Source organism: Flavobacterium sp. UBA7682 (genome assembly GCF_002482945.1).
In the GTDB taxonomy this organism is placed as follows: Bacteria; Bacteroidota; Bacteroidia; order Flavobacteriales; family Flavobacteriaceae; genus Flavobacterium.
Map to the genome: position 1 here is coordinate 44,333 of NZ_DLGY01000009.1, position 25,677 is coordinate 70,009.

The window sequence follows — 25,677 nt, forward strand, 5'->3', positions numbered from 1 at the left end:
TTTAGAAATAAAACCCGAATGATCCTTTGATGGTAAAATTATCGGTATCCGGTAAATCTCTATAATTGGCTCTCCAAGCAAAATCCAAACGGAAAACTTTGAAAATGTTTCCAATACCGGCGCTGTATTCCCAGTAAGGTTTTTCGGGTGCTTTGTAGATTAATCCCGAAGCATTGATAGCTCTGTTTTCATCGGAAACTGTTCCGTAAACACCTCTTACTCCAACTATCTCGCGAAGATTTAATTTTCTCAAAGCCGGAATTCTGGAGAATATCTTACCGTTAAAGTTGTGTTCCCATTGGAAAGTCGCATATTCATCGGCTACAAATTCGTAAAAATTCAAGTTACTAAAAGTATTTTGTATGATAAAATACGTTTGGTTCCCAGGCACAACACTCATCAATCCAAGTGGAATTTGACCAAAAGTTTTTCCTAATTCCATAGTGAAATTGGAACGACCCAAAGGACCAATAATAACAGGTTGTTTGTAATATAATTGCACTTTTTGATAGTCAAAATCACTATCAATTAACCCTTTAAATCCTTGACTGTAGTTGATAAAAAAGCGACTGTATGGACTATCTACTTCACGTCTTTCGACACCATAACCGATGGTTTTTCGCTTAGGGGTGTACTCTACTTGAAGGTTTATCTCGGATTGTTTTACTTCACTTGCGGTAGAAGTAAAAGTATCATCGGTAAAATAATTCAAACTAAAAGTATCCGAAGCCGATTCCAAGGTTCGGTAGGAAAATCCGAGTTGGAATGTCAAGTTTTTCACCGGCTCAATTTCAGCAGCCAAAGTACTTAAATTGATATTGGTCAGCTTTCCATTGGCACCGGTTGTAAACAATCCGGAAGAAGCATAACTTCTACCCAAAACATCATTGGTACTGGTTAAGCTCGCTCCAATCTGTTCTACATCTCGCCTATTACCACCGGAAAGGATGATTCGGTTTTTCTTATCAACCATCCATTTCCCTGACAAGCCGTATTTGAATTTGTTATCTTCAAATCCGTAAGCCGTATAACCTTGCAAACGCCAAGGATCATTTGGCCCAAAATAAGTTCGGCCGCCGGTTCTTAAACGCCAACCTTCTACTTCGTTAAATCCTACCGTAGAAAAAATCGGTCCGTAATCAAAATTACCCCATTGGATATATCCGCTTCCCAATATTGAAACCAGATTGTACATCTGTTTGAAACGTTTAACGGTTTTCAGAGTGTCGATCATTTTATAGATAGCGACCTCATCTTTGTTGAGCCTTTCAAAACGATTTTCTTCCCAAAATTCATCGGTTTTACTGTACACTTCATTGTCAATAAAATTCACTTCTTCTTTGTAGAATTTCTCCGGTTTCTTTTCATCGAATTTGAAGTTTCTGTACAATGTAGTTCGCTTTCCGTAAACCCCTTTGGATTCTTCTTTTTTACGCAAAGCAAAATCAGACATCATATAATCTCGCGTTGGCAAGAAAACAGAATCGTTCAATACTTCAAATTCTTGTTCGATATAAATATCTTTTACCCAGTTGATATTGGCACTTTTGGTTACCGCCATATTGATGGTTTTGATGGCAAAAGTGGAATCATTTACCCAAAAATCTCCTTTGAAAGTCAGTTCGTTTTTACGTCTGGGATAAAATACAATATTATAACACCATTTGTTGTCAATGAAAGCCGTATCGGTCAAAACATAGTTATAAACGTCAATTCCGGTCCGCGATAACGGACTGGTAAAACTCTTATCGAAGAAATTCAAATAGTTGTCGTAAATATCAAAATCATTGTACAAATCTTTGATAAACATGTTTACGCCATCGCCATTGCCTAAACCGGAATTTTTATTGGCTTTTAAAACTTCTCTGGATTTCTTGGTTTCATTATCGCCATAAAAATCTGAAATCGATTCGTTGATGAAAATTGGCAAATAGGTTTTCCCGGTAACGCTTGAAGTATCAATATTTTTGAATACAAACTCCATTCCTTTGAAAATTTTCTTTTTCATAAAGGCGCTATCGATGGTGTTCATATCAAACTCAACCTTTTCATATTTTTCGAATTGGTATTGTTTGAACATTTTTAACCCGTTTTTTCTTCTGCGTTCCCAAATTTTTCGCAAAATATCTAAGGCAGGATTGTTCTTTTTGGAAGTTTTTCCGGCAAATATTTTGACTTCTTTCAAAGCATTGCCTTCTTTAAGGATCACCTTAAAGTCATAGTTTACTAATTTGGGTAACGGCACTTCTTTGTCGGGAAACCCAACAAATGAAACTATTATCGCCGTGAAATTATCAGGAGATTCGATGTAAAATCTTCCATCTTCATTGGAAACTACACCGGTTTGAGAGCCTTTAAAAACAATGTTGGCGTAAGGAACCGGCTGGTTCGTATTGTCGAGAACGATACCGCTCACTTTGGTTTGAGCAGAAAGACCATTTGCAAAAGCAAAAAGGAAAACAAATAGCGTAAATATCTTTTTCATTGGCAAAAAAAAACTTCATCTTTTTATTCGGATGAAGTTTCAAATATAAGTATTTTGATTATTAGATTTTTAGACTTCTTAGAATTTTAGATTTTTTTCTGACAATCTAAAGATCTAACAATCTATTTGTAAGTTACTTTTTTTACAGCTTTGATAACATCTTCTGCATTTGGCAACCATTCTTTTAACAAGGTCGGAGAATAAGGCGCCGGTGTGTCTGCTGTTGTGATTCTTTGGATTGGCGCATCTAAATAATCGAACGCTCTTTCCTGAACCATATACGTAATTTCAGAAGCCACACTGGCAAATGGCCAAGCTTCTTCCAATACTACCAATCGATTTGTTTTTTTAACCGAATTGATAATCGCATCGTAATCCATTGGACGAACCGTTCTTAAGTCGATGATTTCACAAGAGATGCCTTCTTTGGCTAATTCGTCAGCAGCAATAAATGCTTCTTTGATGATTTTACCAAAAGAAACAATCGTTACATCTGTTCCTTCTCTTTTAATATCGGCTACTCCTAATGGAATCGTGTATTCTTCTTCCGGCACTTCACCTTTGTCACCATACATTTGCTCTGATTCCATAAAAATTACCGGATCATTATCGCGAATGGCGGCTTTCAACAAACCTTTAGCATCATAAACAGTTGATGGAACAACCACTTTCAATCCAGGAGTGTTGGCAAACCAGTTTTCAAAAGCTTGTGAGTGCGTGGCACCTAATTGTCCGGCTGAAGCCGTTGGACCACGGAATACCATCGGCATAGGAAATTGTCCGGCCGACATTTGACGCATTTTAGCTGCGTTGTTGATGATTTGGTCAATTCCAACTAACGAGAAGTTAAAAGTCATGTATTCTACAATCGGACGACAACCGTTCATTGCAGAACCAACTGCAATTCCGGCAAAGCCAAGTTCTGCAATAGGTGTATCGATTACTCTTTTTGGCCCGAATTCGTCTAACATTCCTTTAGAAGCTTTGTAAGCACCATTGTATTCGGCTACTTCTTCACCCATTAAATATACTGATTCGTCGCGACGCATTTCTTCACTCATTGCTTCGGCAATCGCTTCTCTAAATTGTATAGTTCTCATATGAAAATTACTTTGTATCTATTTTGGAAAGCAAAAGTAAAAATTAAAAACGATAAAAATATTTTTTGGCGGGAATTTATACTTTGTTAAGATAAAAAAAGTGCCGGTTTTTAACGAAAACGATGTAAATTTAAAATAGAGCATTTTATTCAAAAAAGTACTCTAAACTAAATCGTGTAAAAAGATTCCCGGAATTGAAGGTTTTATAGTCGCTGATTTTAGTGTAATTTACATTAAAAGGTGTATTTTCAATTTCGAAAGTTATTGTTCCATCACCTAAATCAGTAGAAAACGTTTCCATACTATTTGGAGTGCAATTCCTTGCGTTAATGTTATTGATTGCATTGGTCTGTAAGTGAGATAACATCATAAAAGTTTTTCTTCCATAAGTTGCTTCTGTGGCTAACGCAAGCGGATTTACTTGATTCGTGTAAGTATACACATTCGTAGGATATACAGCAGTTGTTCCGTCCGGAAACACATTAATAGATTGCTCGTTAATAAGATTGTTATTCGAATCATAAATACTCACAACCCTATCGATATTTTCATTGGCAATCGTTTGATCCTCAAAAAAAGTGCGATTATTATTTTGGTCCAACACTATTTTTAAATTGGCGATAGTGGAATACGTTGCGCCTCCATCAGTACTTCGATTCCATTGTGAAAAAATAGTATCGGCAGTATGCGTAAACGTATGCTTTTGAACGGTTGTAATTTGATTGGAAGCATCAAAGGAATTTTGTCTCATTTCAATCAAATCACCTGAAGAATTGTATAAGTAATTTGACTGCGAAGTCATGCTGGCATTGGTATAATTTGAAATGGATGCGAGTTTACCACTGGAGTAAGCATACACTGAATTAGCGGTTTGTGATGTTGCTAATACAGTCGATACCGAACTCACTATTTTATTTTCCGCTAATTCATACTCAATGGTTCTTATGACGTTTCCGGACAAATCGTAATTCTTTTGAATATAATGCGAAATAGCGATTTGATTTTCTTGGTCTACAGTAGTTTCTTCCTCGTTACAAGAGAATAAGAAAAAAGAAAAAAACAATACTAGGCAACAGTTTTTTGTTTTCATAAGGCGATTAAGTTTAAAGGTTATACTTCTATAGACTTACAATTATGAAAAGGTTGCTTTTCATGACTAAAATACTTTCAATCATTCCTCCATTCATTTACCATAGCTACGAAAACGATTGAAATTTGAAAAAATATTATGCATGCATATAAAAATTAGAAATATATTTTATACTTTTACGCTTTGAAAAATTCACTTAATAGACACAACAATGAAAATATTAGTTTGCATCAGTCATGTGCCTGATACTACTTCAAAAATCAACTTCGTTAACGGTGATTCTGAATTTGATACCAATGGTGTTCAATTCGTAATCAATCCCAATGACGAGTTCGGATTAACCAGAGCCATCTGGTTCCAAGAACAACAAGGCGCTAATGTGACGGTTGTCAATGTTGGCGGACCGGATACTGAACCAACTCTAAGAAAAGCATTAGCCATCGGTGCCAATGAAGCCATTCGTGTAAATGCAACACCTACAGACGGATTTTTTGTTGCAAAGCAATTAGCCGAAGTAGTAAAAAACGGCGGTTACAATTTAGTAATCTGCGGAAAAGAATCTTTGGATTACAACGGTGGAATGGTTCCCGGAATGTTAGCCGGTTTGTTAGACTACAACTTTGTAAACTCTTGCACCGAACTGAAAATTGACGGAAACGCAGCCAAAGCAGCTCGCGAAATCGACGGTGGAAAAGAAACCATTGCAGCAACTTTACCTTTAGTGATTGGTGGCCAAAAAGGATTAGTAGAAGAAAAAGACCTTCGAATTCCAAATATGCGTGGTATCATGACTGCCAGAACCAAAGTATTGACAGTTTTAGAGCCCATTGGCGCAAACGTTAATACCAAAGCAGTAAAATTTGAAAAACCGGCACCAAAATCAGCCGTGAAATTATTTGCTGCAGACGATTTGGACGGATTGGTAAATGCACTACACAACGAAGCGAAAGTAATTTAATTACGAATTAAAAATTACGAATTACGAATTCTAAACTTAAAAATCATGTCATTATTAATATATGCAGAATCAGTAGACGGAAAATTCAAAAAAGTTGCCTTTGAATTGGCGTCGTATGCCAAAAAAGTAGCCGAATCATTAGGAACAACCGTAACCGCTGTAACAGTGAACGCCGGAAATGTTTCCGATTTATCCAAATATGGTGTAGACAAAGTGTTAAAAGTATCTAACGACAAGTTAGCCAACTTTAACGCAAAAGCTTACGCCGACGTAGTAAAACAAGCCGCTCAAAAAGAAGGTGCAAAAGTAATTTTATTGTCATCAACCACCGACAGTTTATACATGGCGCCATTGGTAACCGTTGGTTTAGACGCCGGGTTTGCTTCTAATGTGGTTGGATTGCCTTTGAGCACTTCGCCTTTCCAAGTCAAAAGAAATGCTTTCTCAAACAAAGCGTTTAACATCACCGAAATATCCACTGACGTTAAAGTATTAAGCTTAGCTAAAAACTCTTACGGTTTGGTAGAAAGCGCGGCTTCAGCTGCCGAAGAAGATTTCGCGCCAAGTTTAAACGAAGCCGATTTCAACGTAAAAGTAGAATCCGTAGAAAAATCATCCGGAAAAGTAACCATAGCCGATGCTGACATCGTAGTTTCCGGAGGTCGTGGTTTAAAAGGTCCGGAAAACTGGAATTTAATTGAAGATTTAGCCGCTGTTCTTGGCGCTGCAACCGCTTGTTCAAAACCAGTATCTGATTTAGGTTGGAGACCTCATAGCGAGCACGTTGGGCAAACCGGAAAACCGGTAGCGACCAATTTGTATATCGCCGTGGGAATTTCGGGAGCAATTCAACACATTGCCGGAATCAATTCTTCTAAAGTAAAAGTAGTCATCAACACCGATGCCGAAGCGCCTTTCTTCAAAGTAGCTGATTACGGAATTGTTGGCGATGCTTTTGACATTTTGCCACGTTTGACACAAAAACTAGCAGCCTTCAAAGCTCAAAACGCATAAACCATTATTAATTCATTCTAAGAGTCGTCGAAATATAAAATTTTCAACGACTCTTTTTTTTGTGTTTTCCATTTTTTGAAGCGAAAAGTTTTTGTTACTTTGCAGACCATATTCCTGCCATCCGTTGCAATCTTTTTTTGTCAGTTCGAGTTTTGATATTAATCAAAGTATCGTGAAACAAAAAAAGGATTTACACTCCTGTCAGGGCTAGAATGGGATTTGTATTGAATTCTTGGGAACTTTGTGCCATTTATTCAATTTAAAATCTAAAATCTAATATCAGCAATCTAAAATCTAAATGAGTTTAGTAAAACTAACCATAAAAGGAATTTCTTATAGTCAAACACAAAACGGAGCCTATGCTCTGATTTTAAATGAAGTCGACGGCGAGAGAAAATTACCTATTGTCATTGGCGCTTTCGAAGCACAATCCATTGCTATTGCCTTGGAAAAAGAAATCAAACCGCCTAGACCTTTAACCCATGATTTATTCAAAAGTTTTGCCGACCGATTTGATATTGTTGTCAAACAAGTGATTATTCACAAATTAGTTGATGGTGTTTTTTACTCGAGTATCATTTGCGAACGCGACAAAATAGAGGAAATTATCGATGCCCGAACTTCAGATGCTATTGCTTTAGCACTGCGATTCAACGCACCGATTTTTACCTATAAAAACATTCTGGACAAAGCCGGAATTTACCTCAACACGAATCCAACCGATATCGAAAATCAAAACATTGAAGACGAAGGCGTTCTATCAACCCCGGAAACTTTCGGATTGGACAACGAAGGCAAAGCTGGCGATTTGTATGTTAGCATGAGTCTTTCGGAACTACACGAAGCTTTGGAGAAAGCCGTTCAGGACGAAGATTATGAGAAAGCAGCGAAGATAAGAGACGAAATTTCGAAGAGAGAAAGTTAAAACTATTTTGAATGTTGAATGCTAAATGGTTTAGCTAAAGCATAAGACTAATAAATCTTTTGAATTAATTTATCATTCAACATTCAACATTTATAATAATTTTATGAAGCAATACCATGATTTAGTGCAACACGTTTTGGAAAACGGTTGCCAAAAAGGAGACAGAACCGGAACGGGAACCAAAAGTGTTTTTGGCTACCAAATGCGATTTGATTTGAATGAAGGTTTCCCGATGGTGACAACCAAAAAATTGCATTTAAAATCCATTGTTTATGAATTGCTTTGGTTTTTGAAAGGCGACACCAATATTGAGTATCTCAAAGAAAACGGTGTGAAAATTTGGGACGAATGGGCTGATGAAAATGGCGATTTAGGTCCGGTTTACGGTCACCAATGGCGCAATTGGAACAGCGAAGAAATCGACCAAATCGCAGAGTTAATCGAGACTTTAAAAAATAACCCAAACAGCAGACGCATGCTGGTTTCCGCTTGGAATCCATCGGTTTTGCCGGACACTTCTAAATCATTTGCCGAGAATGTTGCCAATGGCAAAGCGGCTTTACCACCATGTCATGCATTCTTTCAGTTTTATGTAGCCAATGGCAAATTGTCTTGTCAGTTGTACCAAAGAAGTGCTGATATTTTCTTAGGTGTTCCGTTTAACATTGCTTCTTATGCTTTGTTTACTATGATGATTGCTCAAGTTTGTGAGTTACAGGTTGGAGAATTCATCCACACTTTTGGCGATGCTCACATTTACAACAACCATTTCGAGCAAGTGGAATTGCAATTGTCACGCGAACCAAGACCATTACCCAAAATGATTTTAAACCCTGAAGTAAAAAATATTTTCGACTTTACTTTTGAAGACTTTACTCTAGTGGATTATGATCCGCATCCTCATATTAAAGGCGCTGTGGCGATATAATAAAAAAATCCGTCTCAAATCGAGACGGATTTTTACTTCTAACCAAAATTAAAACCTATAGTGCCAACACACTATTTTCTGCACCGGCAAATTCGTTATACGCATAACTGTCTGCCTCAGGATCGTTTACATAAGTTCCGTCCACTAAATATTTAAATTCGAAAGAATTGTCTTTTGGTAAATCAAAAGTAGCTTTAAAAGTTCCGTTTTTCAATTTTGATAATTCACCTTCCGATGGATTCCAGTTGTTAAAATCTCCTACTACTGCTGCTGTATTTGCTTCTTTTGCCTCGATTGAAAAGGTAACTTTAACAACCGGTTTTGTTTTTATAACTTGTTTCTTGATAGCCATAACTAATTCATTTATAGATTACTGAAGCAAAGTAAAGCGATTTTTTTATAGGTTTTACAAGCCAATTTATTTTTATGACATTGCTAAAAACATAGCCAATTTAAAAGAAGATTTACAATTAATAGACCCTTAAATTTTACATCTTTGATTAAGAAATCGGTTTCGTAATACATTATCTCAAAATGATATTTTAACATTTTAAAAATAAATTCTACCTTTAAGGCACAAATTTCGGCTGTATGGAAAATAATCAACACGAATTATATGAATATGCGAGAGACAGAATCAAACAAAAAAAGCGTTTGTTTGTACATTTTATTGTTCTGGCTATTAGCAGTCTGTTTTTATTTGTAGCCAATCATTGGTTGAACTTTCACGATGAAACCAATTGGTGGATTTGGATTGTGACCGTTTGGTCTTGTATTTTTATTTTCCATATCATTAAAGTACTCATTACAGATAGCTTTATGAATAAAAACTGGGAAAGAGCACAAATAGACAAGCTAATGCTCAAACAAACCAAGAAAATCGAAAAACTGAAAAACGACTTGGAGAATTCAAACCCAACACCATAATGATTACACTCATAGCCGCTGTAGCGGAAAACAATGCGCTTGGCAAAGACAATCAATTACTTTGGCATTTGCCAGAGGATTTCAAAAGATTCAAAGCGTTGACTTCTGGACATTATATCATTATGGGCAGAAAGACTTTTGAAAGTTTTCCAAAACCGTTACCCAATAGAACGCATGTTGTTATTTCACGCCAAAAAAACTACCAACCCGAAGGTTGCATTGTAGTTGATTCCTTGGAAAAAGCCATTGAAGTTTGTCCCAAAGAAGAAGACGTTTTTGTAATTGGTGGAGGCCAAATCTACAAGCAATCGATAGCCATAGCAGATAAAGTTGACATTACTCGTGTACATCATTCCTTTGAAGCCGATACTTTTTTTCCGGAGATTAATTTAGACGAATGGCAATTGGTTTTTTCGGAGTTCCATCCAAAAGACGAGCGAAACCAATTCGATTTTACTTTCCAAACCTTTGTTCGAAAATAATATTCCGTTCCACAATTCTTAAAGAAAATGATAAGTTTTAGGGCAATTAAAATATTGGCTTATATTTGTCACCCGAGTTTCGTCTTTAAAAGCGAGACGAACTGAACGTAGTTAAAAATTCGAGAATGTCAAAGCAAATTACACCTTATAAAGAATCAACTTTAGGTAAAAAAGAACAAGTCACCCAAATGTTTGATACCATTTCGGGAGAATATGACGGTTTGAACAGGGTCATTTCGATGGGAATTGATGTCAAATGGAGAAAGAAAGTAATTGAATTGGTCAAAGCCAAAAATCCTGAAATTGCCCTTGACATTGCCACCGGAACCGGAGACTTAGCGATTATGATGGCCGAATCAACGGCTGCTAAGAAAATTATCGGTTTAGATTTATCGGTTGGCATGCTGGAAGTAGGTAAGAAAAAAATTCTCGACAAAAACTTGTCAGACAAAATAGAAATGGTCGTTGGAGACAGCGAAAACATTCCTTATCCTGACAATTATTTTGACGCCATTACGGTTTCTTTTGGTATCAGAAATTTTGAAACTTTAGAAAAAGGTTTGGCTGAAATTTACAGGGTTTTAAAACCCAACGGCATTTTTGTGATTTTAGAAACTTCGGTTCCCACGAAATTTCCATTCAAGCAAGGATATGGTTTTTATACCAAATTTATTCTTCCGTTAATCGGAAAACTATTTTCAAAAGACAACAAGGCTTATGGTTATCTGTCAGAATCAGCCGCTAATTTTCCTTTTGGCGAAGCCTTAAACAATATTTTGCAAAAAATTTCGTTTATAGATTGTAAAGCCATGCCACAAACGTTTGGAGTAGCGACCATTTATACCGCCACAAAAAAATAAAAAACTGAGTTGTCAGCATTATAATGAAGAAATTAATTGTCCTTTTTGTCCTATTTAACCTTACTGCGCAAGCGCAATTTGGAAAAGGTACTTTTGCCAAAGACCCTATTGTTAACTTAGAGAATTTTGACAAGCAAAGAGTCTATTGGGGTTACTTTTTAGGTTTTAGTACCTTCGATTTCAAAACCGATTACAAAGTACCCGGACAAGATATTAACGTAAAAGGCAATAGTGGTTTTAATGTTGGATTGGTTGGCGTGTTGAGATTGCACGAATATGTAGAATTGCGTTTCGAACCGGGTTTGTATTATGCCAGCAGAACATTGACTTACTCAGGATTCACCGATGAGAGAGATGCTTTAAGAGAAGTAAAAGCCACTTATATTGACTTTCCTTTAATGTTAAAGTTTTCTTCTTTGCGAACCGGAAACGTTAGGCCTTACTTACTTGGCGGCGTTGGAAGCACGTTAAATTTATCGAGTAATTCCAAATCAAAAGACGACAACTCGGAGCAAAAATTCAGGGTAAAACCTTGGACACAAAACTACACTGTTGGTTTTGGTATTGATTTATACTTTGAATACTTCAAATTTTCGCCTTCTATCAGAGGTGTATTCGGATTTAATGATGAGTTAATCCGCGATGACGACCCGAATAGTCCGTGGACAGGAAACGTGGAGTCTTTGAAAACCCGTGCGGTTTTAATCAACTTTACTTTCCACTAGTCAGTTATCTGTTGTCGGTTAAAAAAGTTATTGGTTCCTTCTGAATTCGCTTAAAAATATAGCCGTTGCTGTAGCTACATTCAAACTTTCGGTTTGTTGCACATCTCCAAATCTCGGAATTGCGATTCTGTTTTTGATGCTTTTTTCTAAAGTTGGAGAAATTCCATTGGCTTCATTACCAAAAATTAAAACGCCGTCTGCTGGTAAAGTTTCTTTGTAAATATTCTTTCCATCCATGAACGTCCCGAAAACCGGAAGCGAAGTATGGGAAACAAATTCATTCAAATCCACATAACTTACATTGACTCTGGTAATCGAACCCATCGTTGCCTGAATTACCTTTGGGTTGTAGACATCGACAGTTTCATTGGAACAAACCAATTGTTTAACACCAAACCAGTCACAAAGTCGGATAATCGTACCTAAATTTCCCGGATCGCGAATATCATCTAAAGCGATAATTAACCCTTTCTCTTCGATTTTGGCAACTTTCGGGATTTTGAAAATAGCGAGGCAAGAACTCGGTGAAGTTAAGACCGAAATTCTTTTCATTTCAGCCTCATTAATCCCTGTTTTTTGCGACGAATTAATCTTTTCAAAAATAGCTTCTGTAACGAATAAATGTTCCAAAACTATATTTGATAATAACAATTCCTGTATTACTTTTACACCTTCGGCTATAAACAATTGATGCTCGTTTCGGTATTTTTTATGTTGAAGACTGGTAATTAATTTTATTTGGTTTTTACTAACCATAAAATACTGTATTTTTGAATTAAATATTTCACACCACTTGAAAAAGAGTATCGCAAAAATATCACTATTTATTCTAATTGGGCTAATTATCTTTGGTTGTGACTCTACAAAAAGAGTTCCTGATGGGAAGAGACTACTCACCAAAAATGACATTTACGTTGATGACAAAAAAGACAATGGTGAAGACATTACCAATCAGTTGTATCAAAAACAAAACAGCTCTATTTTAGGATATCGTCTTCGCTTGAACCTTTATAATTTGGCAAAGCCAAAATCAGATTCGTTGTTCAAGGACAAAATGATTAAAAATCCGAAACGTTATTACCGCAAAGCCAAATGGCTTTCTAAAAAACAAGTCAAACGTTTAGGAGAATCTTTCTTATATTCAGGTCTGGACGATTTTTTGAGAAAAACAGGAGAAGCGCCAGTAGTATTAGACACCTCAAGTACCCGAAAATCAATTCGCCGATTGAAATCCTATTATTATAATCGCGGTTATTTTGATGTAACAGCCAAATATAAAATTGACAGCGTCGACCAGAAAAAAGTCAAGCTCAAATATGACATCAATACCGGAAAGCCTTATATTATTGATAGTATTAGCGCTAATATTTCGAGCAAACCTTTGGATTCCATTTACGAGTTGCGAAAAAGAAATTCATTTATCAAAACCGGTCAACGATATGAAACGAGTAATTTTAACGAAGAAAAGAAACGCATCACCGAAGACTTTAGAAACAATGGTGCTTTTCGCTTCCAACAAAATTATGTCAACTTTGATATTGATACCATCGGTAAAAAGCACAAGCCTAATGTTTATTTAAACATTGACGATGAAAGTATCAGAACAGAAGACAGTATCACTACAAAACCTTTTGAACTGTACAAAATCAGTAAAGTAAATATTTTTACTGATCACAGTCCAACCAATCCCAATGCGGCTATTCAAGATAGTGTAACCTACAACGACATCAATTTATACAGTGTCAACAAATTAAAATACCGTCCAAAAGCACTTACCGACGGTATTTTTGTAACCAAAGGCAATTATTTTTCAGATTTCAGAACCTCGGTAACTTCTAGATATTTGAGCAATCTGAAAGTGTTTAATTATCCTTTGATTCAATATGTAGAAGATCCAACGCAAAAAAACAGTTTGATTGCCAACGTATATTTGACGCCGAGAAAAAAATACACTTTCGGATTTTCCACGGATTTTACGCATTCCAACATTCAGGATTTCGGGATAACCGGAAATACTTTTTTAGGCATTCGTAATGTATTCAATGGAGCCGAAACGTTTGAAATTGGGTTTAGAGGCAATATTGGTTCGTCTAAAGATTTGGCCAATCCAAACAATACTTTCTTCAATATTTCCGAAATCGGAGTGGATGCCAAGTTGAATTTTCCTCGTATCTTTTTGCCTTTCAAAACAGACAAAATCATTCCGAAAACAATGATTCCTTATACCACTTTGAGTGTCGGTTATTCTAAACAAACGAATATCGGATTAGACAAACAAAACTTTACAAGTTCACTCAGCTATAATTGGACACCTAAAAGAAACACCACATTCAAATTTGATTTAATCAACATACAGTTCGTTAAAAATTTGAATCCGTCTAACTACTTTAACATTTACAAATCTTCATACAACACGGTTAACGAAATAGCACAAAGTTATCCAACCGTAAATCCGGCGCATTTTGAAGATGGAAATCTCAGAATCGAAGACGGTGTTTTGTCGTTCTTTGATGATGTTGGTGACGGACTTGTACCGGTAACTTTAGCGGATGCCAAATCGTTATTGAGTATCGTAGAAAGGAGAGCAAGATTGATTGAGAACAACTTAATTTTTGCTTCGAATGTTACTTTTACCAAAACATCCAAAAAAGATTTATTCGACAACGAATTTTATGCCATCAAAGCCAAAGTAGAATCTGCCGGAAATGTACTGGCATTAATCGCAAAAGCTTCTGAGCAATTAAAAAATCAAAATGGCGCCAATACCTTTTTGGACGTCGAATTTTCTCAATACATCAAAACCGAATTTGAGTACATCAAACATTGGGATTTGAGTCGAAAAAAAGTGGTGGCTGTTAAAGCTTTTGGAGGCATAGCGATTCCTTACGGAAATTCGGATGACGTTCCTTTTTCACGAAGTTACTTTGCCGGAGGAACCAATGATATCAGGGCTTGGCAATCTTATAGTTTAGGGCCGGGTGCAAGTGGTAGCTTTTTAGATTTTAATGAAGCGAATATGAAACTGACTTTTAGTGCTGAGTTTAGATTTAACATTTTTCAAAAATTAAACGGCGCGCTCTTTTCTGATGTGGGTAATATTTGGAATGTATTGGACAATACTGAAGAAGAAGATTATATTTTTAACGGATTAAAATCACTCGAAAATATAGCGGTCGGTACCGGATTCGGATTCCGATACGACTTCAATTTCTTCATCATTCGATTGGATTTAGGATTTAAAACCTATAACCCGGCATTGGAAGAAAATGAAAGATGGTTCAGAGAAATACGTTTTAACAAATCAGTTCTAAATATTGGAATAAATTATCCTTTCTAAAATTAGAAATTATTATTTTTGTAACCTTAACTTAAAAACGACACAAAACAATGGCTCACAATATCAAACCAGGAGTTGCAACCGGAGATGAAGTACAAGCGATTTTCAACTATGCTAAAGAAAAAGGATTCGCACTTCCCGCGGTAAACGTAATAGGTTCGAGTACTATCAATGGCGTTTTAGAAACGGCCGCTAAATTAAACGCACCCGTGATTATTCAATTTTCCAATGGTGGCGCACAGTTTAATGCCGGAAAAGGATTGTCAAATGTTGGCGAAAAAGCAGCCATTGCCGGTGGAATTGCCGGAGCCAAACACATTCATACTTTAGCGGAAGCTTATGGCGCGACTGTGATTCTTCATACTGACCATTGTGCCAAAAAATTATTGCCTTGGATTGACGGTTTGCTTGATGCTTCTGAAAAACATTTCGCAGAAACCGGAAAACCATTATACTCTTCACACATGATTGATTTATCTGAAGAGCCTATCGAAGAAAACATCGAAATCTGTAAAGAATACTTAGCTCGTATGAGCAAAATGGGCATGACTTTAGAAATCGAATTAGGAATTACCGGTGGTGAAGAAGATGGTGTTGACAATTCAGATGTGGATAGCTCAAAATTATACACCCAACCTGATGAAGTAGCTTACGCTTATGAAGAGTTGATGAAAATCTCTCCTAAATTCACTATCGCTGCAGCTTTTGGAAACGTACACGGTGTTTACAAACCGGGCAACGTAAAATTGACGCCGAAAATCTTGAAAAACTCTCAAGATTATGTTCAAAATAAATTCAGCACCGGAACAAATCCGGTTGACTTTGTTTTCCATGGTGGTTCAGGTTCGACTTTGGAAGAAATCAGAGAAGCGATTTCTTATGGGGTAATCAAAATGAACATTGATACCGACTTACAATTTGCTTTCACCGAAGGCATCAGAGATTATATGACTTCAAAAATTGATTATTTAAGAACCCAAATCGGAAGTCCAGAAGGCGCTGATTCACCTAACAAAAAACACTATGATCCAAGAAAATGGATTCGTGAAGGTGAAGTAACTTTCAACACGAGATTAGAGCAAGCATTTGCTGACTTAAATAACGTAAACACATTATAAATTATGAGTTATGAATTATGAGTTATAAGCTGATGCTTTTAACTCATAACTTATAACTTTTAACTCATAACTATAAAATTATGGCTTGGTTTAAAAGAACAGAAAAAGGGATTACCACCGCAACAGAAGATAAGAAAGACGTTCCTAAAGGACTTTGGTACAAATCGCCTACCGGAAAAATTATTGACCAAGACGAATTGGCTAGAAATCTATGGGTAAGTCCGGAAGATGATTTCCACGTAAGAATTGGCAGTAAAGAATACTTCGAAATTTTGTTTGACAATAATGAATTCATAGAGTTAGATGCCAAAATGACTTCTAAAGATCCTTTGAATTTTGTGGATACCAAAAAATATGCTGACCGATTAAAAGACGCTATCGACAAGACAGGATTGAAGGATGCTGTTAGAACGGGCGTCGGAAAATCAAAAGGTAAAGACTTGGTCGTTTGTTGTATGGACTTTGCCTTTATCGGAGGTTCAATGGGTGCTGTTGTAGGTGAAAAAATTGCTCGAGGTATTGATTATTCCATCAAAAACAAAATCCCTTTTGTAATGATATCTAAATCGGGTGGTGCTCGTATGATGGAAGCGGCTTATTCTTTAATGCAATTGGCCAAAACTTCCGCAAAATTAGCCCAATTGGCCGAAGCTAAAATCCCATACATTTCATTGTGTACTGATCCAACTACCGGAGGAACAACAGCTTCTTATGCGATGTTAGGCGACATCAATATCTCTGAACCTGGTGCTTTGATTGGATTTGCCGGACCAAGAGTTGTTCGTGATACAACCGGAAAAGATTTACCGGAAGGTTTTCAAACGGCTGAATTCGTTTTAGATCACGGTTTCCTTGATTTTATCGCACCAAGAAAAGAACTGAAAGACAAAATCAACTTATATATCGATTTGATTTTGAATCAGGAGATAAGATAATAACTTCTAAAGAAGTAAAAAATAAAGGCACAAAAAATATATTTTGTGCCTTTATTATGCTTTATATTTGATTTACAGGAAACTGAAAACTGCAATTGAACTGTGAACACTCATCTATTGCCCACTTCTTATCGCTTCCACCGGATCTAATTTAGAGGCTGAAATAGCTGGTAAAATTCCGGAAATTAATCCCACTACTGCTGACAATCCGGTTCCGATGATTATATTGTTAAAGCCCAATATGAATTCAAATTCCAGCACATTGGTCATCAGCATGGCTAAAAGCCAAACAATAAGCAAACCAATCATTCCACCAATCAAACAAAGTATAATCGCTTCAAATAAGAACTGCAATAGGATAAACTTGTTTTTGGCACCCAATGATTTCTGAATTCCGATTAAACTGGTTCGTTCTTTTACCGAAACAAACATGATATTGGCAATTCCAAATCCGCCTACCAAAAACGACAAAACACTGATTAGAATTCCACCAACCCTTACTTGCCCGATAGCACCATCAATCAAATCAGCAAATCCGGAAAGCACACTGATAAAAAAGTTGTCAATATCGCCTTGTTTTACGCCTCTAAAATTGCGTAGTTTTTGAGTAATTTCACCTTTTAACGCTTCAATATCAATATCTTTTTCCGGTTTTATGATAATAATAGCTGACACTTTTGGGTTGTTATCACCATAAATTCTTCTCAAAAAATTAGAAGGTAAAAAAGCAGATGCATCATCGCCTCCACCAACACCGATAGCGGATTCACCTTTCTTTTTGGTGACACCAATTATGGTAAATTCTTGTCCATACATACGAATCGATTTCCCAAGCGGATCAACAGCTCCAAAAAGTGACTCAGCAATATCGTGTCCTAAAACCACCACTTGTTTCCCTGAATTGGACTCTGACTCGTTGAAAAATCGTCCTGAAGAAAATTCCATTCTTTGAATATCCGTAAACTCAGAAGTAACCGGAACCATATTTACATTATCCACTGTATTGGCTTCAAATTTTAAGGTTTGGTTTAAAGTAAAATATTGAAAACAAACGTCTTCTACATTATTCAAAGAATTCTTTAAATATTGGTATTCATCATAACTTACTTTTGGAAATTGGTCGCGCTTCCATCTCGGAATATCAGTTGGACCGAAAGACATGCTTGTCAAATAAATGGTATTTTTATCTAGCGAGCTTAAATCATCTTTTATTTTGCGATCTAAAGAATCTACTGCTGCTAAAACCGCAATGATGGAAAATATTCCAATGGTAACGCCTAATAAGGAAAGCATCGTACGCAATTTATTGTTTCGCAAAGCATTCATGGCAAAGGCAAAACTTTCTTTTAGCAGTCTTAGGTAGAGTAACATTTATCGCTGATTTTAGTCATGGTAAATTTCAATAAAAATATTGAAAATCCCTATTGTTTTGTACACAGACTTATTTGTGTCAAAAAACAAAATATTGTTACAATTCTTGCTTGAATTTTGCCATTAAAAAAACTACTTTTGTCCCCTTAAACACAACTACACAATGAGCACACAAAAAACAATCCAATCAGCCTTAATTTCAGTCTTTTCAAAAGACGGTTTAGAGCCAATTGTTCGCCAACTACACGAACAAAATGTAACCCTTTATTCAACGGGTGGAACTGAAGAATTCATCAATAAATTAGGAATTTCTGTAGTTCCTGTTGAAAAAATCACTTCGTTCCCGGAAATTCTTGGCGGAAGAGTAAAAACATTACATCCAAAAATTTTTGGCGGCATCTTAAATCGTCAAGACAATTCTTCGGATGTAGAACAAATGAAGGAGTTTGACATTCCTCAAATTGACTTAGTGATTGTGGATTTATACCCATTTGAAAAAACGGTAGCTTCAGGAGCAAGTGAAGCAGATATTATAGAAAAAATTGATATCGGTGGGATTTCTTTGATTCGTGCTGCAGCGAAAAATTTCAAAGACACTGTAATTGTAGCTTCGGTAAATGAATATGCTCTTTTGTTGGATTTGATATCGACTCAAAATGGCGCTACGACATTGGAACAAAGAAAAATGATGGCCTCAAAAGCATTTCATGTTTCTTCAAATTATGACAGTGCTATTTTCAATTATTTCAATACAGATGAAACGATTTTTAAAGCCAGTATTGATAACGGACAAGTATTGCGTTATGGAGAAAATCCACATCAAAAAGGATTTTTCTTTGGCGAATTTGACAAAATGTTCACCAAATTACACGGTAAAGAATTGTCATACAACAATTTGTTAGACGTTGATGCTGCGGTAAACTTAATATTAGAATTCAAAGAAAACGAACCAACCTTCGCCATCTTAAAACACAACAATGCTTGCGGATTGGCAACAAGAAGCACAATGAAAGAAGCTTATTTAGCAGCCTTAGCGGGTGATCCGACTTCTGCTTTTGGCGGTGTTTTGATTGCTAACAATAAAATCGATTCGGCAACAGCCAATGAAATCAACAGCTTATTCTGCGAAGTTGTAATCGCGCCAAGTTATGATGACGAAGCCATTGTCATTTTATCTGAAAAGAAAAACAGAATTCTTTTAGTGCAACATGATGTAGCATTGCCAAACCGTCAAGTAAGAACCTGTTTGAACGGTTTATTAGTACAAGATAGAAACAACATTACGGACAATAAAACACACCTAAATTACGTTACTACTACAAAGCCTAGTGAACAAGAAATTGATGATTTATTATTTGCTTCAAAAATTTGTAAAAATACCAAATCAAACACGATTGTATTTGCAAAAAACAGTACATTAGTAGCATCGGGAACCGGTCAAACTTCGCGAGTAGATGCTTTGAAACAAGCAATTGAAAAAGCAAACACTTTTGGATTTGATTTGAACGGTGCTGTAATGGCAAGTGATGCATTTTTCCCTTTTCCGGATTGTGTAGAAATTGCTCACAACGCAGGAATTACGGCGGTTATTCAACCCGGCGGTTCGATAAAAGATGAGTTGAGCATTAATTTTTGCAACGAAAATAAAGTTGCGATGGTATTTACAGGCACACGTCATTTTAAACATTAATTTGTTTAACTTTGTGCGTTAAAATTTTATATAAACGTTTAAACCCTTAAAAGACTTATGGGATTTTTTGATTTCATGACCGAGGATATAGCAATTGACCTTGGTACAGCAAACACACTGATAATTCACAATGACAAAGTTGTAATTGATAGCCCCTCAATTGTAGCTCGTGACCGAATATCAGGTAAAATCATAGCGGTTGGTAAAGAAGCCAATATGATGCAGGGTAAAACCCATGAAAACATCAAGACCATTCGTCCTTTGAAAGATGGGGTTATTGCTGATTTTGATGCATCTGAAAAAATGATCAGTATGTTCATCAAAAGCATTCCGGCTCTAAAGAAAAAAATGTTTACTCCGGCACTTCGCATGGTCGTTTGTATCCCTTCGGGTATTACCGAAGTAGAAATGCGTGCTGTAAAAGAATCGTGTGAGCGCGTAAACGGAAAAGAAGTATACTTAATCCACGAACCAATGGCCGCAGCCATTGGTATCGGTATCGATATTATGCAACCCAAAGGAAACATGATTGTTGATATTGGTGGTGGAACTACTGAAATTGCGGTTATTGCTTTGGGCGGAATTGTTTGTGACAAATCGGTTAAAATTGCCGGTGACGTTTTTACCAATGATATCGTTTACTACATGAGAACCCAACACAATTTATTCGTTGGGGAAAGCACTGCTGAGAAAATTAAAATTACTATTGGAGCGGCTACGGATGATTTAGAAACACCACCGGATGATATGTCGGTACAAGGCAGAGATTTATTGACCGGAAAACCAAAACAAGTTGAAGTATCCTATAGAGAAATCGCCAAAGCTTTAGACAAATCTATCCAACGTATCGAAGATGCGATTATGGAAACCTTATCACAAACACCACCTGAATTAGCTGCCGATATTTATAATACAGGTATTTATCTTGCTGGTGGAGGTTCGATGCTGAGAGGTTTGGACAAACGTATTTCTCAAAAAACAGATTTACCGGTATATATTGCTGAAGATCCATTAAGAGCGGTAGTTCGTGGTACTGGAATGGCGCTTAAAAATATTCCGAAATTCAGAAGTATTTTAATTAAATAATCAGCGGATAAGACTAATTATTTTTTACCTTTATTTCTGAGGATATTTACAACAAACATTATACAGTTTAAAAATGCAGCAAATTTTTAATTTTATACTTAAAAACAGTAATCGCTTACTGTTTTTGCTGCTTTTGGTAATATCCCTTTCTTTAACGATTCAATCGCATTCGTATCACAAAAGTAAGGTGATTAGCTCGGCTAATTTCTTTACCGGCGGAATTTATGAAAAGGTCAACAACATCGACGAATATTTTCATTTGAAATCTCAAAACGATGAATTGGCCCAAGAAAATGCCCGTTTGAAATCGCTTTTGTTTAATCAAAAAGACACCACTAAATTACCGCAAATTGACACAATCAAAGGCGTTAAGAAAACAGACATTATCGTTTCCAAAGTCATTCGCAATTCTTACAGTGTACACGAAAACTATCTGACCATCAACAACGGTTCAGCTTCCGGAATTAAACCTAACATGGGCGTGATTAACAGCGCCGGTATTATCGGAATTGTAGAAAACACCTCTAAAAACTATTCGACTATCATTAGTATTCTGAATGTCAAATCTCAAATCAATGCTAAAATCAAAAAATCGAATCACTTTGGTTCTTTAGTTTGGAACGGAAAAAGCACAGGGTTTGTTCAACTGATTGACGTCCCAAGATTGGCAGGTGTTCGCAAAGGTGATACCATTGTAACCGGTGGACAATCGATTATTTTCCCGGAAAATATTGGCATTGGCACTATCGACAATGTTTACGTTGACGACGAAACAAATTATTATACCCTAAACATCAAATTGTTTAATGATATGACCAATTTAGGCCATGTGTATATCATTAAAAACAAAGATGCAGAAGAAATTTCTACTTTAGAAAATAAAGGCAAAAAAAATGAATAGTGCGTTGTTAGGAAATATCGCTCGCTTTATCTTGTTGCTTGCAGCACAAGTTTTGATATTCAATAGAATTGACCTGTTTGGGTTTATCAATCCGTTTCCTTATGTTTTATTCATTATCCTTTTTCCTGTAAACGGAAACAAAACCGGACTTTTAATGGCGAGTTTCTTTTTGGGGATTTTGATGGATATGTTTTGTAATTCCGGCGGAGTGCATGCGGCTGCTTGTATCATGTTAGCTTATTTCAGACCGGCTATTTTTAAATTTTCCTTCGGATTGAGTTACGAATATCAAACCGTCAAACTGAACGATGTTTTAACACCTGAGCGCTTTTCATTTATATTAATAGCCGTTGTTTTGCATCACATCATATTGTTTGTATTGGAAGTGTTTAAACTAAGCTTTCTTTGGGAAATTTTATTACGCACGGTTTTAAGCACTATTTTTACTCTAATCACTTGTATTATTATCATCTACATCATTAAGCCAAGTAAGCGATGAGAAAAGTTTTGTTGCCCACAATCATTTTTATTGTTGCTATTTTATTGGTAATAAGATTATTTTATCTACAAGTAATTGATGATACTTTAAAATTAAAGTCCGACAATAATGCCATAAAAAAATTATACGAATATCCCGAAAGAGGTTATATCTACGATAGAAACAATAAACTTTTAGTAGCCAACCAACCCTCTTATGACATCATGGTAATTCCAAAAGACGTCAAAGATTTAGACACCACTGAATTTTGTTCTTTACTCAATATTACCAAAGAAGATTTTATAAAAAAAATTGAGAAAGCCAAGGTATACAGTCCTCGCCTTCCGTCGGTATTTTTAGCACAGTTGAACAAAAAAGAATATGCCGCCTTTCAGGAAATGCAAAGAAAGTTTATCGGGTTTTATATTCAAAAGCGTTCTTTGAGAGATTACCAAGTAGCTTTTGGAGCCAATGTTTTTGGCTTTATCACCCAAGTAAATGAAGGTATCATTGCCAAAAATAAATACTACAATAGTGGAGATTTAATTGGAAGACAAGGTGTTGAAGAGAGTTACGAAGACATTTTACGCGGGATAAAAGGGATAAAATACATTCAAAAAGACAAATACAATCGTGACATTGGTTCCTATAAAGAAGGCCGATTTGATACGATTGCCGTACAAGGAAAAGACATTACGCTAACCCTTGATGCCGAATTGCAAAAATATGGCGAAGAATTAATGATTAACAAACGTGGCGGAATCGTGGCAATTGAACCCAGCACAGGTGAGATTTTAGCCTTAGTTACAGCACCATCTTATGATCCTGCGATTTTGGTTGGAAGACAACGTTCCAAAAATTACACCATGCTTTATCATGATTCTATTGCCAAACCATTATATGACCGCGGACTTTTAGCAGAATACACACCCGGTTCTCCATTTAAAATCTTAACAGGATTAGTAGCCTTACAAGAAGAGGTAATCGATGAGAATACCAGTTTTGTTTGTCACCATGGTTTTAGTTATGCTCCGGGAAGATTTATGAGATGCCATGATTCAGGAGTATCTGTTTTGCACAATGGAATATACAATTCGTGCAACACTTACTTTGCCAGCATTTACATGAAAACCATCAATAAATTCCAAAGCGCTCCTGCTGGTGTTGATGCTTGGAGCAAACATTTAAAAAGTTTTGGGTTAGGACAATTTATGGGTTACGACTTACCAACCGGTAAAAAAGGAAGTCTTCCCACTTCTAAAACCTATAAAAAAATGTATCCCGGCTGGGGTTGGTCTAGTAAAACTATTGTTTCCAATGCCATTGGTCAAGGAGAAGTTTTGATGACGCCAATTCAATTGGCTAATATGATTGCGACGGTGGCCAATAGAGGTTTTTATTATACACCTCATATCATCAAAAAGATTAAAGGTGGTCAAATTGATAAAAAATTCACAACAAAGCACGTAACTACCATTGATAAAAAATATTTTGAACCAATGATTAGCGGTTTATTTGATGTTTACAATCTTGGAACTGCGCATGGGTTGAACGTGGAAGGCATTGACATCTGTGGGAAAACCGGAACGGCTGAAAATTACACCAAAATAAATGGTAAAAGAGTCAAGCTTCAAGACCACTCTATTTTTGTTGCTTTTGCACCAAAAGACAATCCAAAGATTGCGATAGCTGTATTTGTAGAAAACGGCTATTGGGGTTCGCGTTGGGCTGGTCCTATCACGAGTTTGATGATTGAAAAATACATCAAAAGAAAAATTACCCGAAAAGATTTAGAGAAACGAATGTTAGAAGGAAGTCTTCAAGCGGAATACAACAAGTACATTGTTAATCCGATTATTGACACTTTAATCAATAAGAGTATTAAAGCTCCGGTAAAAGCTGCCGTTAAAGACACCAACGAAATTAAAAAGAGTACATCTCCACAATAATTTCAACCAAAAATGAAAAATCAAAGTGTAACAAATAATTTAGATTGGATAAGTATCGTCATCTATATTGTCTTAGTGATAATGGGTTGGTTGAATATTTATTCGTCTTCCTTGTCTTCTATAGAACAAGAAACTTCGATTTTTGATTTTAGTCAGATTTACGGGAAGCAGTTTTTGTTTATCCTTTTTTCGATTCCTATGATTTTCGTGGTACTTTCGGTAGATGCCAAGTTCTATGAAAAATATTCCAGTATCATTTTTGCCGTTGCCTTATTGTCCTTGGCCGGATTGTTTCTCTTTGGAAAAACCATCGCCGGACAACGTTGTTGGTATGGCATAGGAAGTTTTACACTTCAACCTTCAGAGTTTGCCAAAGCCGCTACCTCGTTGGCTTTAGCCAAATATTTGAGCGACGTACAAGTCAATTTAAAAGACTTTAATCGTCAGATACAAGCACTAATTATTATTTTTCTTCCCGTAATGCTCATCTTGCCACAACCCGATCCCGGGAGTGCTCTGATTTATACGGTTTTCATTTTAGTGCTTTATCGCGAAGGATTGCCGGCATGGTATGTTTGGACCGGTTTTATAGCCATCTTATTATTTGTTTTAGCTTTAGTCATTAAACCTTTAGCACTAATTGGAATTGCGTTGGCTGTTATCCTTTTTATTTACTATAGAAGCCGAATAATAGACCGAAATTGGATTTTGAGTGCAATCATTTTAGTAGGCGTATCCGGATATGTTTTTTCTGTAGATTATGTCTTTGAAAATGTATTCAAGCAGCACCACCGCGACCGTTTTAATATTCTCTTAGGGAAAGAAGTTGATATGAAAGGCGTTGGATATAATACTAATCAGTCCGAGATTGCTATTGGTTCCGGTGGTTGGTTTGGAAAAGGATATCTGGAAGGAACGCAAACCAAAGGAGGATTCGTACCCGAACAACACACCGATTATATCTTCACCACCGTTGGCGAAGAATGGGGATTCACCGGTTCGCTATTTGTCATTGCCTTATTTGTCATCCTGATCACACGTATCATTTATCTCGCTGAACGGCAAAAGACCAAGTTTAGTCGGGTCTATGGTTATTGTGTTGCCGGAATTTTATTTATCCATTTCTTCGTAAACATTGCTATGGTTGTTGGGGTTTTTCCAACCATCGGAGTACCATTGCCTTTCTTCTCTTATGGCGGTTCCGGTCTATGGGGATTCACTATTTTGCTTTTCATCTTCCTCAAGATGGATGCTAATAAAGTAAATGAATGGTAATTGCGGAATGGTTTTTGTAACTTTGAGATTACACTAAATAGTC

23 protein-coding genes are annotated in these 25,677 nt (G+C 36.3%); 17 read left to right on the plus strand and 6 right to left on the minus strand.

The features are described 5' to 3' along the window. Position 1: 1 nt before the first annotated feature. From B3C16_RS01905 to B3C16_RS01915, 3 genes are all read right to left on the minus strand, one after another. Positions 2-2,485, minus strand: coding sequence for a DUF5686 and carboxypeptidase-like regulatory domain-containing protein (locus B3C16_RS01905; protein ID WP_121312650.1), 2,484 nt, complete (start codon positions 2,483-2,485; stop codon positions 2-4). Between the two features lie 122 nt (positions 2,486-2,607). Further along, positions 2,608-3,585, minus strand: a complete 978-nt coding sequence (locus B3C16_RS01910; RefSeq protein ID WP_121312649.1) for a pyruvate dehydrogenase complex E1 component subunit beta — start codon at positions 3,583-3,585, stop codon at positions 2,608-2,610. A gap of 145 nt (positions 3,586-3,730) precedes the next feature. Next, positions 3,731-4,675, minus strand: coding sequence for a hypothetical protein (locus B3C16_RS01915; RefSeq protein WP_291128199.1), 945 nt, complete (start codon positions 4,673-4,675; stop codon positions 3,731-3,733). 211 nt (positions 4,676-4,886) lie between these two features. On the opposite strand from B3C16_RS01915, the gene B3C16_RS01920 reads away from it, so the two are divergent. From B3C16_RS01920 to B3C16_RS01935, 4 genes are all read left to right on the plus strand, one after another. Continuing rightward, positions 4,887-5,633 (plus strand): electron transfer flavoprotein subunit beta/FixA family protein, encoded by a 747-nt coding sequence (locus B3C16_RS01920; RefSeq protein WP_291128202.1) that lies wholly within the window; start codon positions 4,887-4,889, stop codon positions 5,631-5,633. A 45-nt stretch (positions 5,634-5,678) separates the two neighbouring features. Further along, positions 5,679-6,647: an electron transfer flavoprotein subunit alpha/FixB family protein gene (locus B3C16_RS01925; protein WP_291128205.1), complete on the plus strand. Its 969-nt coding sequence runs from the start codon at positions 5,679-5,681 to the stop codon at positions 6,645-6,647. A gap of 298 nt (positions 6,648-6,945) precedes the next feature. Further along, complete coding sequence (locus B3C16_RS01930; RefSeq protein WP_121312645.1) at positions 6,946-7,572, plus strand: bifunctional nuclease family protein; 627 nt, start codon at positions 6,946-6,948, stop codon at positions 7,570-7,572. 103 nt (positions 7,573-7,675) lie between these two features. Then, positions 7,676-8,500, plus strand: a complete 825-nt coding sequence (locus tag B3C16_RS01935; RefSeq protein WP_291128210.1) for a thymidylate synthase — start codon at positions 7,676-7,678, stop codon at positions 8,498-8,500. 55 nt (positions 8,501-8,555) lie between these two features. Here the strand turns inward: B3C16_RS01935 and B3C16_RS01940 are convergent, their stop codons facing one another. Continuing rightward, on the minus strand, positions 8,556-8,852 hold the full coding sequence (locus tag B3C16_RS01940) for an isoamylase early set domain-containing protein (RefSeq protein WP_291128213.1): 297 nt from the start codon (positions 8,850-8,852) through the stop codon (positions 8,556-8,558). Between the two features lie 239 nt (positions 8,853-9,091). Between B3C16_RS01940 and B3C16_RS01945 the strand changes: the two genes are divergently transcribed. From B3C16_RS01945 to B3C16_RS01960, 4 genes are all read left to right on the plus strand, one after another. Continuing rightward, a complete protein-coding gene (locus tag B3C16_RS01945; RefSeq protein ID WP_121312641.1) occupies positions 9,092-9,427 on the plus strand; it encodes a 2TM domain-containing protein in 336 nt (111 codons plus the stop codon). After that, positions 9,427-9,909, plus strand: coding sequence for a dihydrofolate reductase (locus tag B3C16_RS01950; protein ID WP_291128215.1), 483 nt, complete (start codon positions 9,427-9,429; stop codon positions 9,907-9,909). Before B3C16_RS01945 ends, B3C16_RS01950 begins: the two co-directional genes overlap by 1 nt. Positions 9,910-10,034: 125 nt before the next feature. After that, positions 10,035-10,769 (plus strand): bifunctional demethylmenaquinone methyltransferase/2-methoxy-6-polyprenyl-1,4-benzoquinol methylase UbiE, encoded by a 735-nt coding sequence (gene ubiE, locus B3C16_RS01955; RefSeq protein ID WP_291128218.1) that lies wholly within the window; start codon positions 10,035-10,037, stop codon positions 10,767-10,769. A 23-nt stretch (positions 10,770-10,792) separates the two neighbouring features. Beyond that, complete coding sequence (locus B3C16_RS01960; RefSeq protein ID WP_291128222.1) at positions 10,793-11,494, plus strand: porin family protein; 702 nt, start codon at positions 10,793-10,795, stop codon at positions 11,492-11,494. Between the two features lie 27 nt (positions 11,495-11,521). Here B3C16_RS01960 and B3C16_RS01965 read toward each other — a convergent pair whose 3' ends face one another. Continuing rightward, entirely contained in the window at positions 11,522-12,250 is a 729-nt protein-coding gene (locus tag B3C16_RS01965; RefSeq protein WP_291128225.1) for a TrmH family RNA methyltransferase, read from the minus strand. 37 nt (positions 12,251-12,287) lie between these two features. Between B3C16_RS01965 and B3C16_RS01970 the strand changes: the two genes are divergently transcribed. The 3 genes from B3C16_RS01970 to accD all read left to right on the plus strand — a co-directional run bounded on the left by B3C16_RS01970 (position 12,288) and on the right by accD (position 16,884). Continuing rightward, positions 12,288-14,831 (plus strand): BamA/TamA family outer membrane protein, encoded by a 2,544-nt coding sequence (locus B3C16_RS01970; RefSeq protein ID WP_291128228.1) that lies wholly within the window; start codon positions 12,288-12,290, stop codon positions 14,829-14,831. 50 nt (positions 14,832-14,881) lie between these two features. After that, positions 14,882-15,949: a class II fructose-bisphosphate aldolase gene (fbaA, locus tag B3C16_RS01975; protein WP_121312635.1), complete on the plus strand. Its 1,068-nt coding sequence runs from the start codon at positions 14,882-14,884 to the stop codon at positions 15,947-15,949. A gap of 80 nt (positions 15,950-16,029) precedes the next feature. Next, entirely contained in the window at positions 16,030-16,884 is an 855-nt protein-coding gene (gene accD / locus B3C16_RS01980) for an acetyl-CoA carboxylase, carboxyltransferase subunit beta (protein ID WP_291128232.1), read from the plus strand. A 114-nt stretch (positions 16,885-16,998) separates the two neighbouring features. On the opposite strand, the gene B3C16_RS01985 is transcribed toward accD, so the two are convergent. Further along, a complete protein-coding gene (locus B3C16_RS01985; protein WP_291128235.1) occupies positions 16,999-18,255 on the minus strand; it encodes an ABC transporter permease in 1,257 nt (418 codons plus the stop codon). A 163-nt stretch (positions 18,256-18,418) separates the two neighbouring features. Here B3C16_RS01985 and purH point away from each other — a divergent pair, with 163 nt between their 5' ends. The 6 genes from purH to rodA all read left to right on the plus strand — a co-directional run bounded on the left by purH (position 18,419) and on the right by rodA (position 25,634). Next, entirely contained in the window at positions 18,419-19,945 is a 1,527-nt protein-coding gene (gene purH, locus B3C16_RS01990) for a bifunctional phosphoribosylaminoimidazolecarboxamide formyltransferase/IMP cyclohydrolase (RefSeq protein ID WP_291128238.1), read from the plus strand. Between the two features lie 57 nt (positions 19,946-20,002). Further along, positions 20,003-21,031: a rod shape-determining protein gene (locus B3C16_RS01995; RefSeq protein WP_121312631.1), complete on the plus strand. Its 1,029-nt coding sequence runs from the start codon at positions 20,003-20,005 to the stop codon at positions 21,029-21,031. A 73-nt stretch (positions 21,032-21,104) separates the two neighbouring features. Next, the gene (gene mreC, locus B3C16_RS02000; protein ID WP_121312630.1) at positions 21,105-21,932 is read left to right on the plus strand and encodes a rod shape-determining protein MreC; all 828 of its coding nucleotides are present in this window, start codon (positions 21,105-21,107) and stop codon (positions 21,930-21,932) included. Next, positions 21,925-22,431, plus strand: coding sequence for a rod shape-determining protein MreD (locus B3C16_RS02005; protein ID WP_291128247.1), 507 nt, complete (start codon positions 21,925-21,927; stop codon positions 22,429-22,431). Before mreC ends, B3C16_RS02005 begins: the two co-directional genes overlap by 8 nt. Further along, positions 22,428-24,359: a penicillin-binding protein 2 gene (mrdA, locus tag B3C16_RS02010; RefSeq protein ID WP_121312628.1), complete on the plus strand. Its 1,932-nt coding sequence runs from the start codon at positions 22,428-22,430 to the stop codon at positions 24,357-24,359. The genes B3C16_RS02005 and mrdA overlap by 4 nt, the downstream gene beginning before the upstream one ends. A gap of 12 nt (positions 24,360-24,371) precedes the next feature. Continuing rightward, positions 24,372-25,634: a rod shape-determining protein RodA gene (gene rodA, locus B3C16_RS02015; RefSeq protein WP_121312627.1), complete on the plus strand. Its 1,263-nt coding sequence runs from the start codon at positions 24,372-24,374 to the stop codon at positions 25,632-25,634. The last annotated feature ends 43 nt before the right edge of the window (positions 25,635-25,677 follow it).

Excerpts from the sequence above, each read along its gene's own strand:
- B3C16_RS01905 (WP_121312650.1), bottom strand. The coding sequence starts at position 2,485 with ATGAAAAAGATATTTACGCTATTTGTTTTCCTTTTTGCTTTTGCAAAT.
- B3C16_RS01910 (WP_121312649.1), bottom strand. The coding sequence starts at position 3,585 with ATGAGAACTATACAATTTAGAGAAGCGATTGCCGAAGCAATGAGTGAA.
- B3C16_RS01915 (WP_291128199.1), bottom strand. The coding sequence starts at position 4,675 with ATGAAAACAAAAAACTGTTGCCTAGTATTGTTTTTTTCTTTTTTCTTA.
- B3C16_RS01920 (WP_291128202.1), top strand. The coding sequence starts at position 4,887 with ATGAAAATATTAGTTTGCATCAGTCATGTGCCTGATACTACTTCAAAA.
- B3C16_RS01925 (WP_291128205.1), top strand. The coding sequence starts at position 5,679 with ATGTCATTATTAATATATGCAGAATCAGTAGACGGAAAATTCAAAAAA.
- B3C16_RS01930 (WP_121312645.1), top strand. The coding sequence starts at position 6,946 with ATGAGTTTAGTAAAACTAACCATAAAAGGAATTTCTTATAGTCAAACA.
- B3C16_RS01935 (WP_291128210.1), top strand. The coding sequence starts at position 7,676 with ATGAAGCAATACCATGATTTAGTGCAACACGTTTTGGAAAACGGTTGC.
- B3C16_RS01940 (WP_291128213.1), bottom strand. The coding sequence starts at position 8,852 with ATGGCTATCAAGAAACAAGTTATAAAAACAAAACCGGTTGTTAAAGTT.
- B3C16_RS01945 (WP_121312641.1), top strand. The coding sequence starts at position 9,092 with ATGGAAAATAATCAACACGAATTATATGAATATGCGAGAGACAGAATC.
- B3C16_RS01950 (WP_291128215.1), top strand. The coding sequence starts at position 9,427 with ATGATTACACTCATAGCCGCTGTAGCGGAAAACAATGCGCTTGGCAAA.
- ubiE (WP_291128218.1), top strand. The coding sequence starts at position 10,035 with ATGTCAAAGCAAATTACACCTTATAAAGAATCAACTTTAGGTAAAAAA.
- B3C16_RS01960 (WP_291128222.1), top strand. The coding sequence starts at position 10,793 with ATGAAGAAATTAATTGTCCTTTTTGTCCTATTTAACCTTACTGCGCAA.
- B3C16_RS01965 (WP_291128225.1), bottom strand. The coding sequence starts at position 12,250 with ATGGTTAGTAAAAACCAAATAAAATTAATTACCAGTCTTCAACATAAA.
- fbaA (WP_121312635.1), top strand. The coding sequence starts at position 14,882 with ATGGCTCACAATATCAAACCAGGAGTTGCAACCGGAGATGAAGTACAA.
- accD (WP_291128232.1), top strand. The coding sequence starts at position 16,030 with ATGGCTTGGTTTAAAAGAACAGAAAAAGGGATTACCACCGCAACAGAA.
- B3C16_RS01985 (WP_291128235.1), bottom strand. The coding sequence starts at position 18,255 with ATGTTACTCTACCTAAGACTGCTAAAAGAAAGTTTTGCCTTTGCCATG.
- purH (WP_291128238.1), top strand. The coding sequence starts at position 18,419 with ATGAGCACACAAAAAACAATCCAATCAGCCTTAATTTCAGTCTTTTCA.
- B3C16_RS01995 (WP_121312631.1), top strand. The coding sequence starts at position 20,003 with ATGGGATTTTTTGATTTCATGACCGAGGATATAGCAATTGACCTTGGT.
- mreC (WP_121312630.1), top strand. The coding sequence starts at position 21,105 with ATGCAGCAAATTTTTAATTTTATACTTAAAAACAGTAATCGCTTACTG.
- B3C16_RS02005 (WP_291128247.1), top strand. The coding sequence starts at position 21,925 with ATGAATAGTGCGTTGTTAGGAAATATCGCTCGCTTTATCTTGTTGCTT.
- mrdA (WP_121312628.1), top strand. The coding sequence starts at position 22,428 with ATGAGAAAAGTTTTGTTGCCCACAATCATTTTTATTGTTGCTATTTTA.
- rodA (WP_121312627.1), top strand. The coding sequence starts at position 24,372 with ATGAAAAATCAAAGTGTAACAAATAATTTAGATTGGATAAGTATCGTC.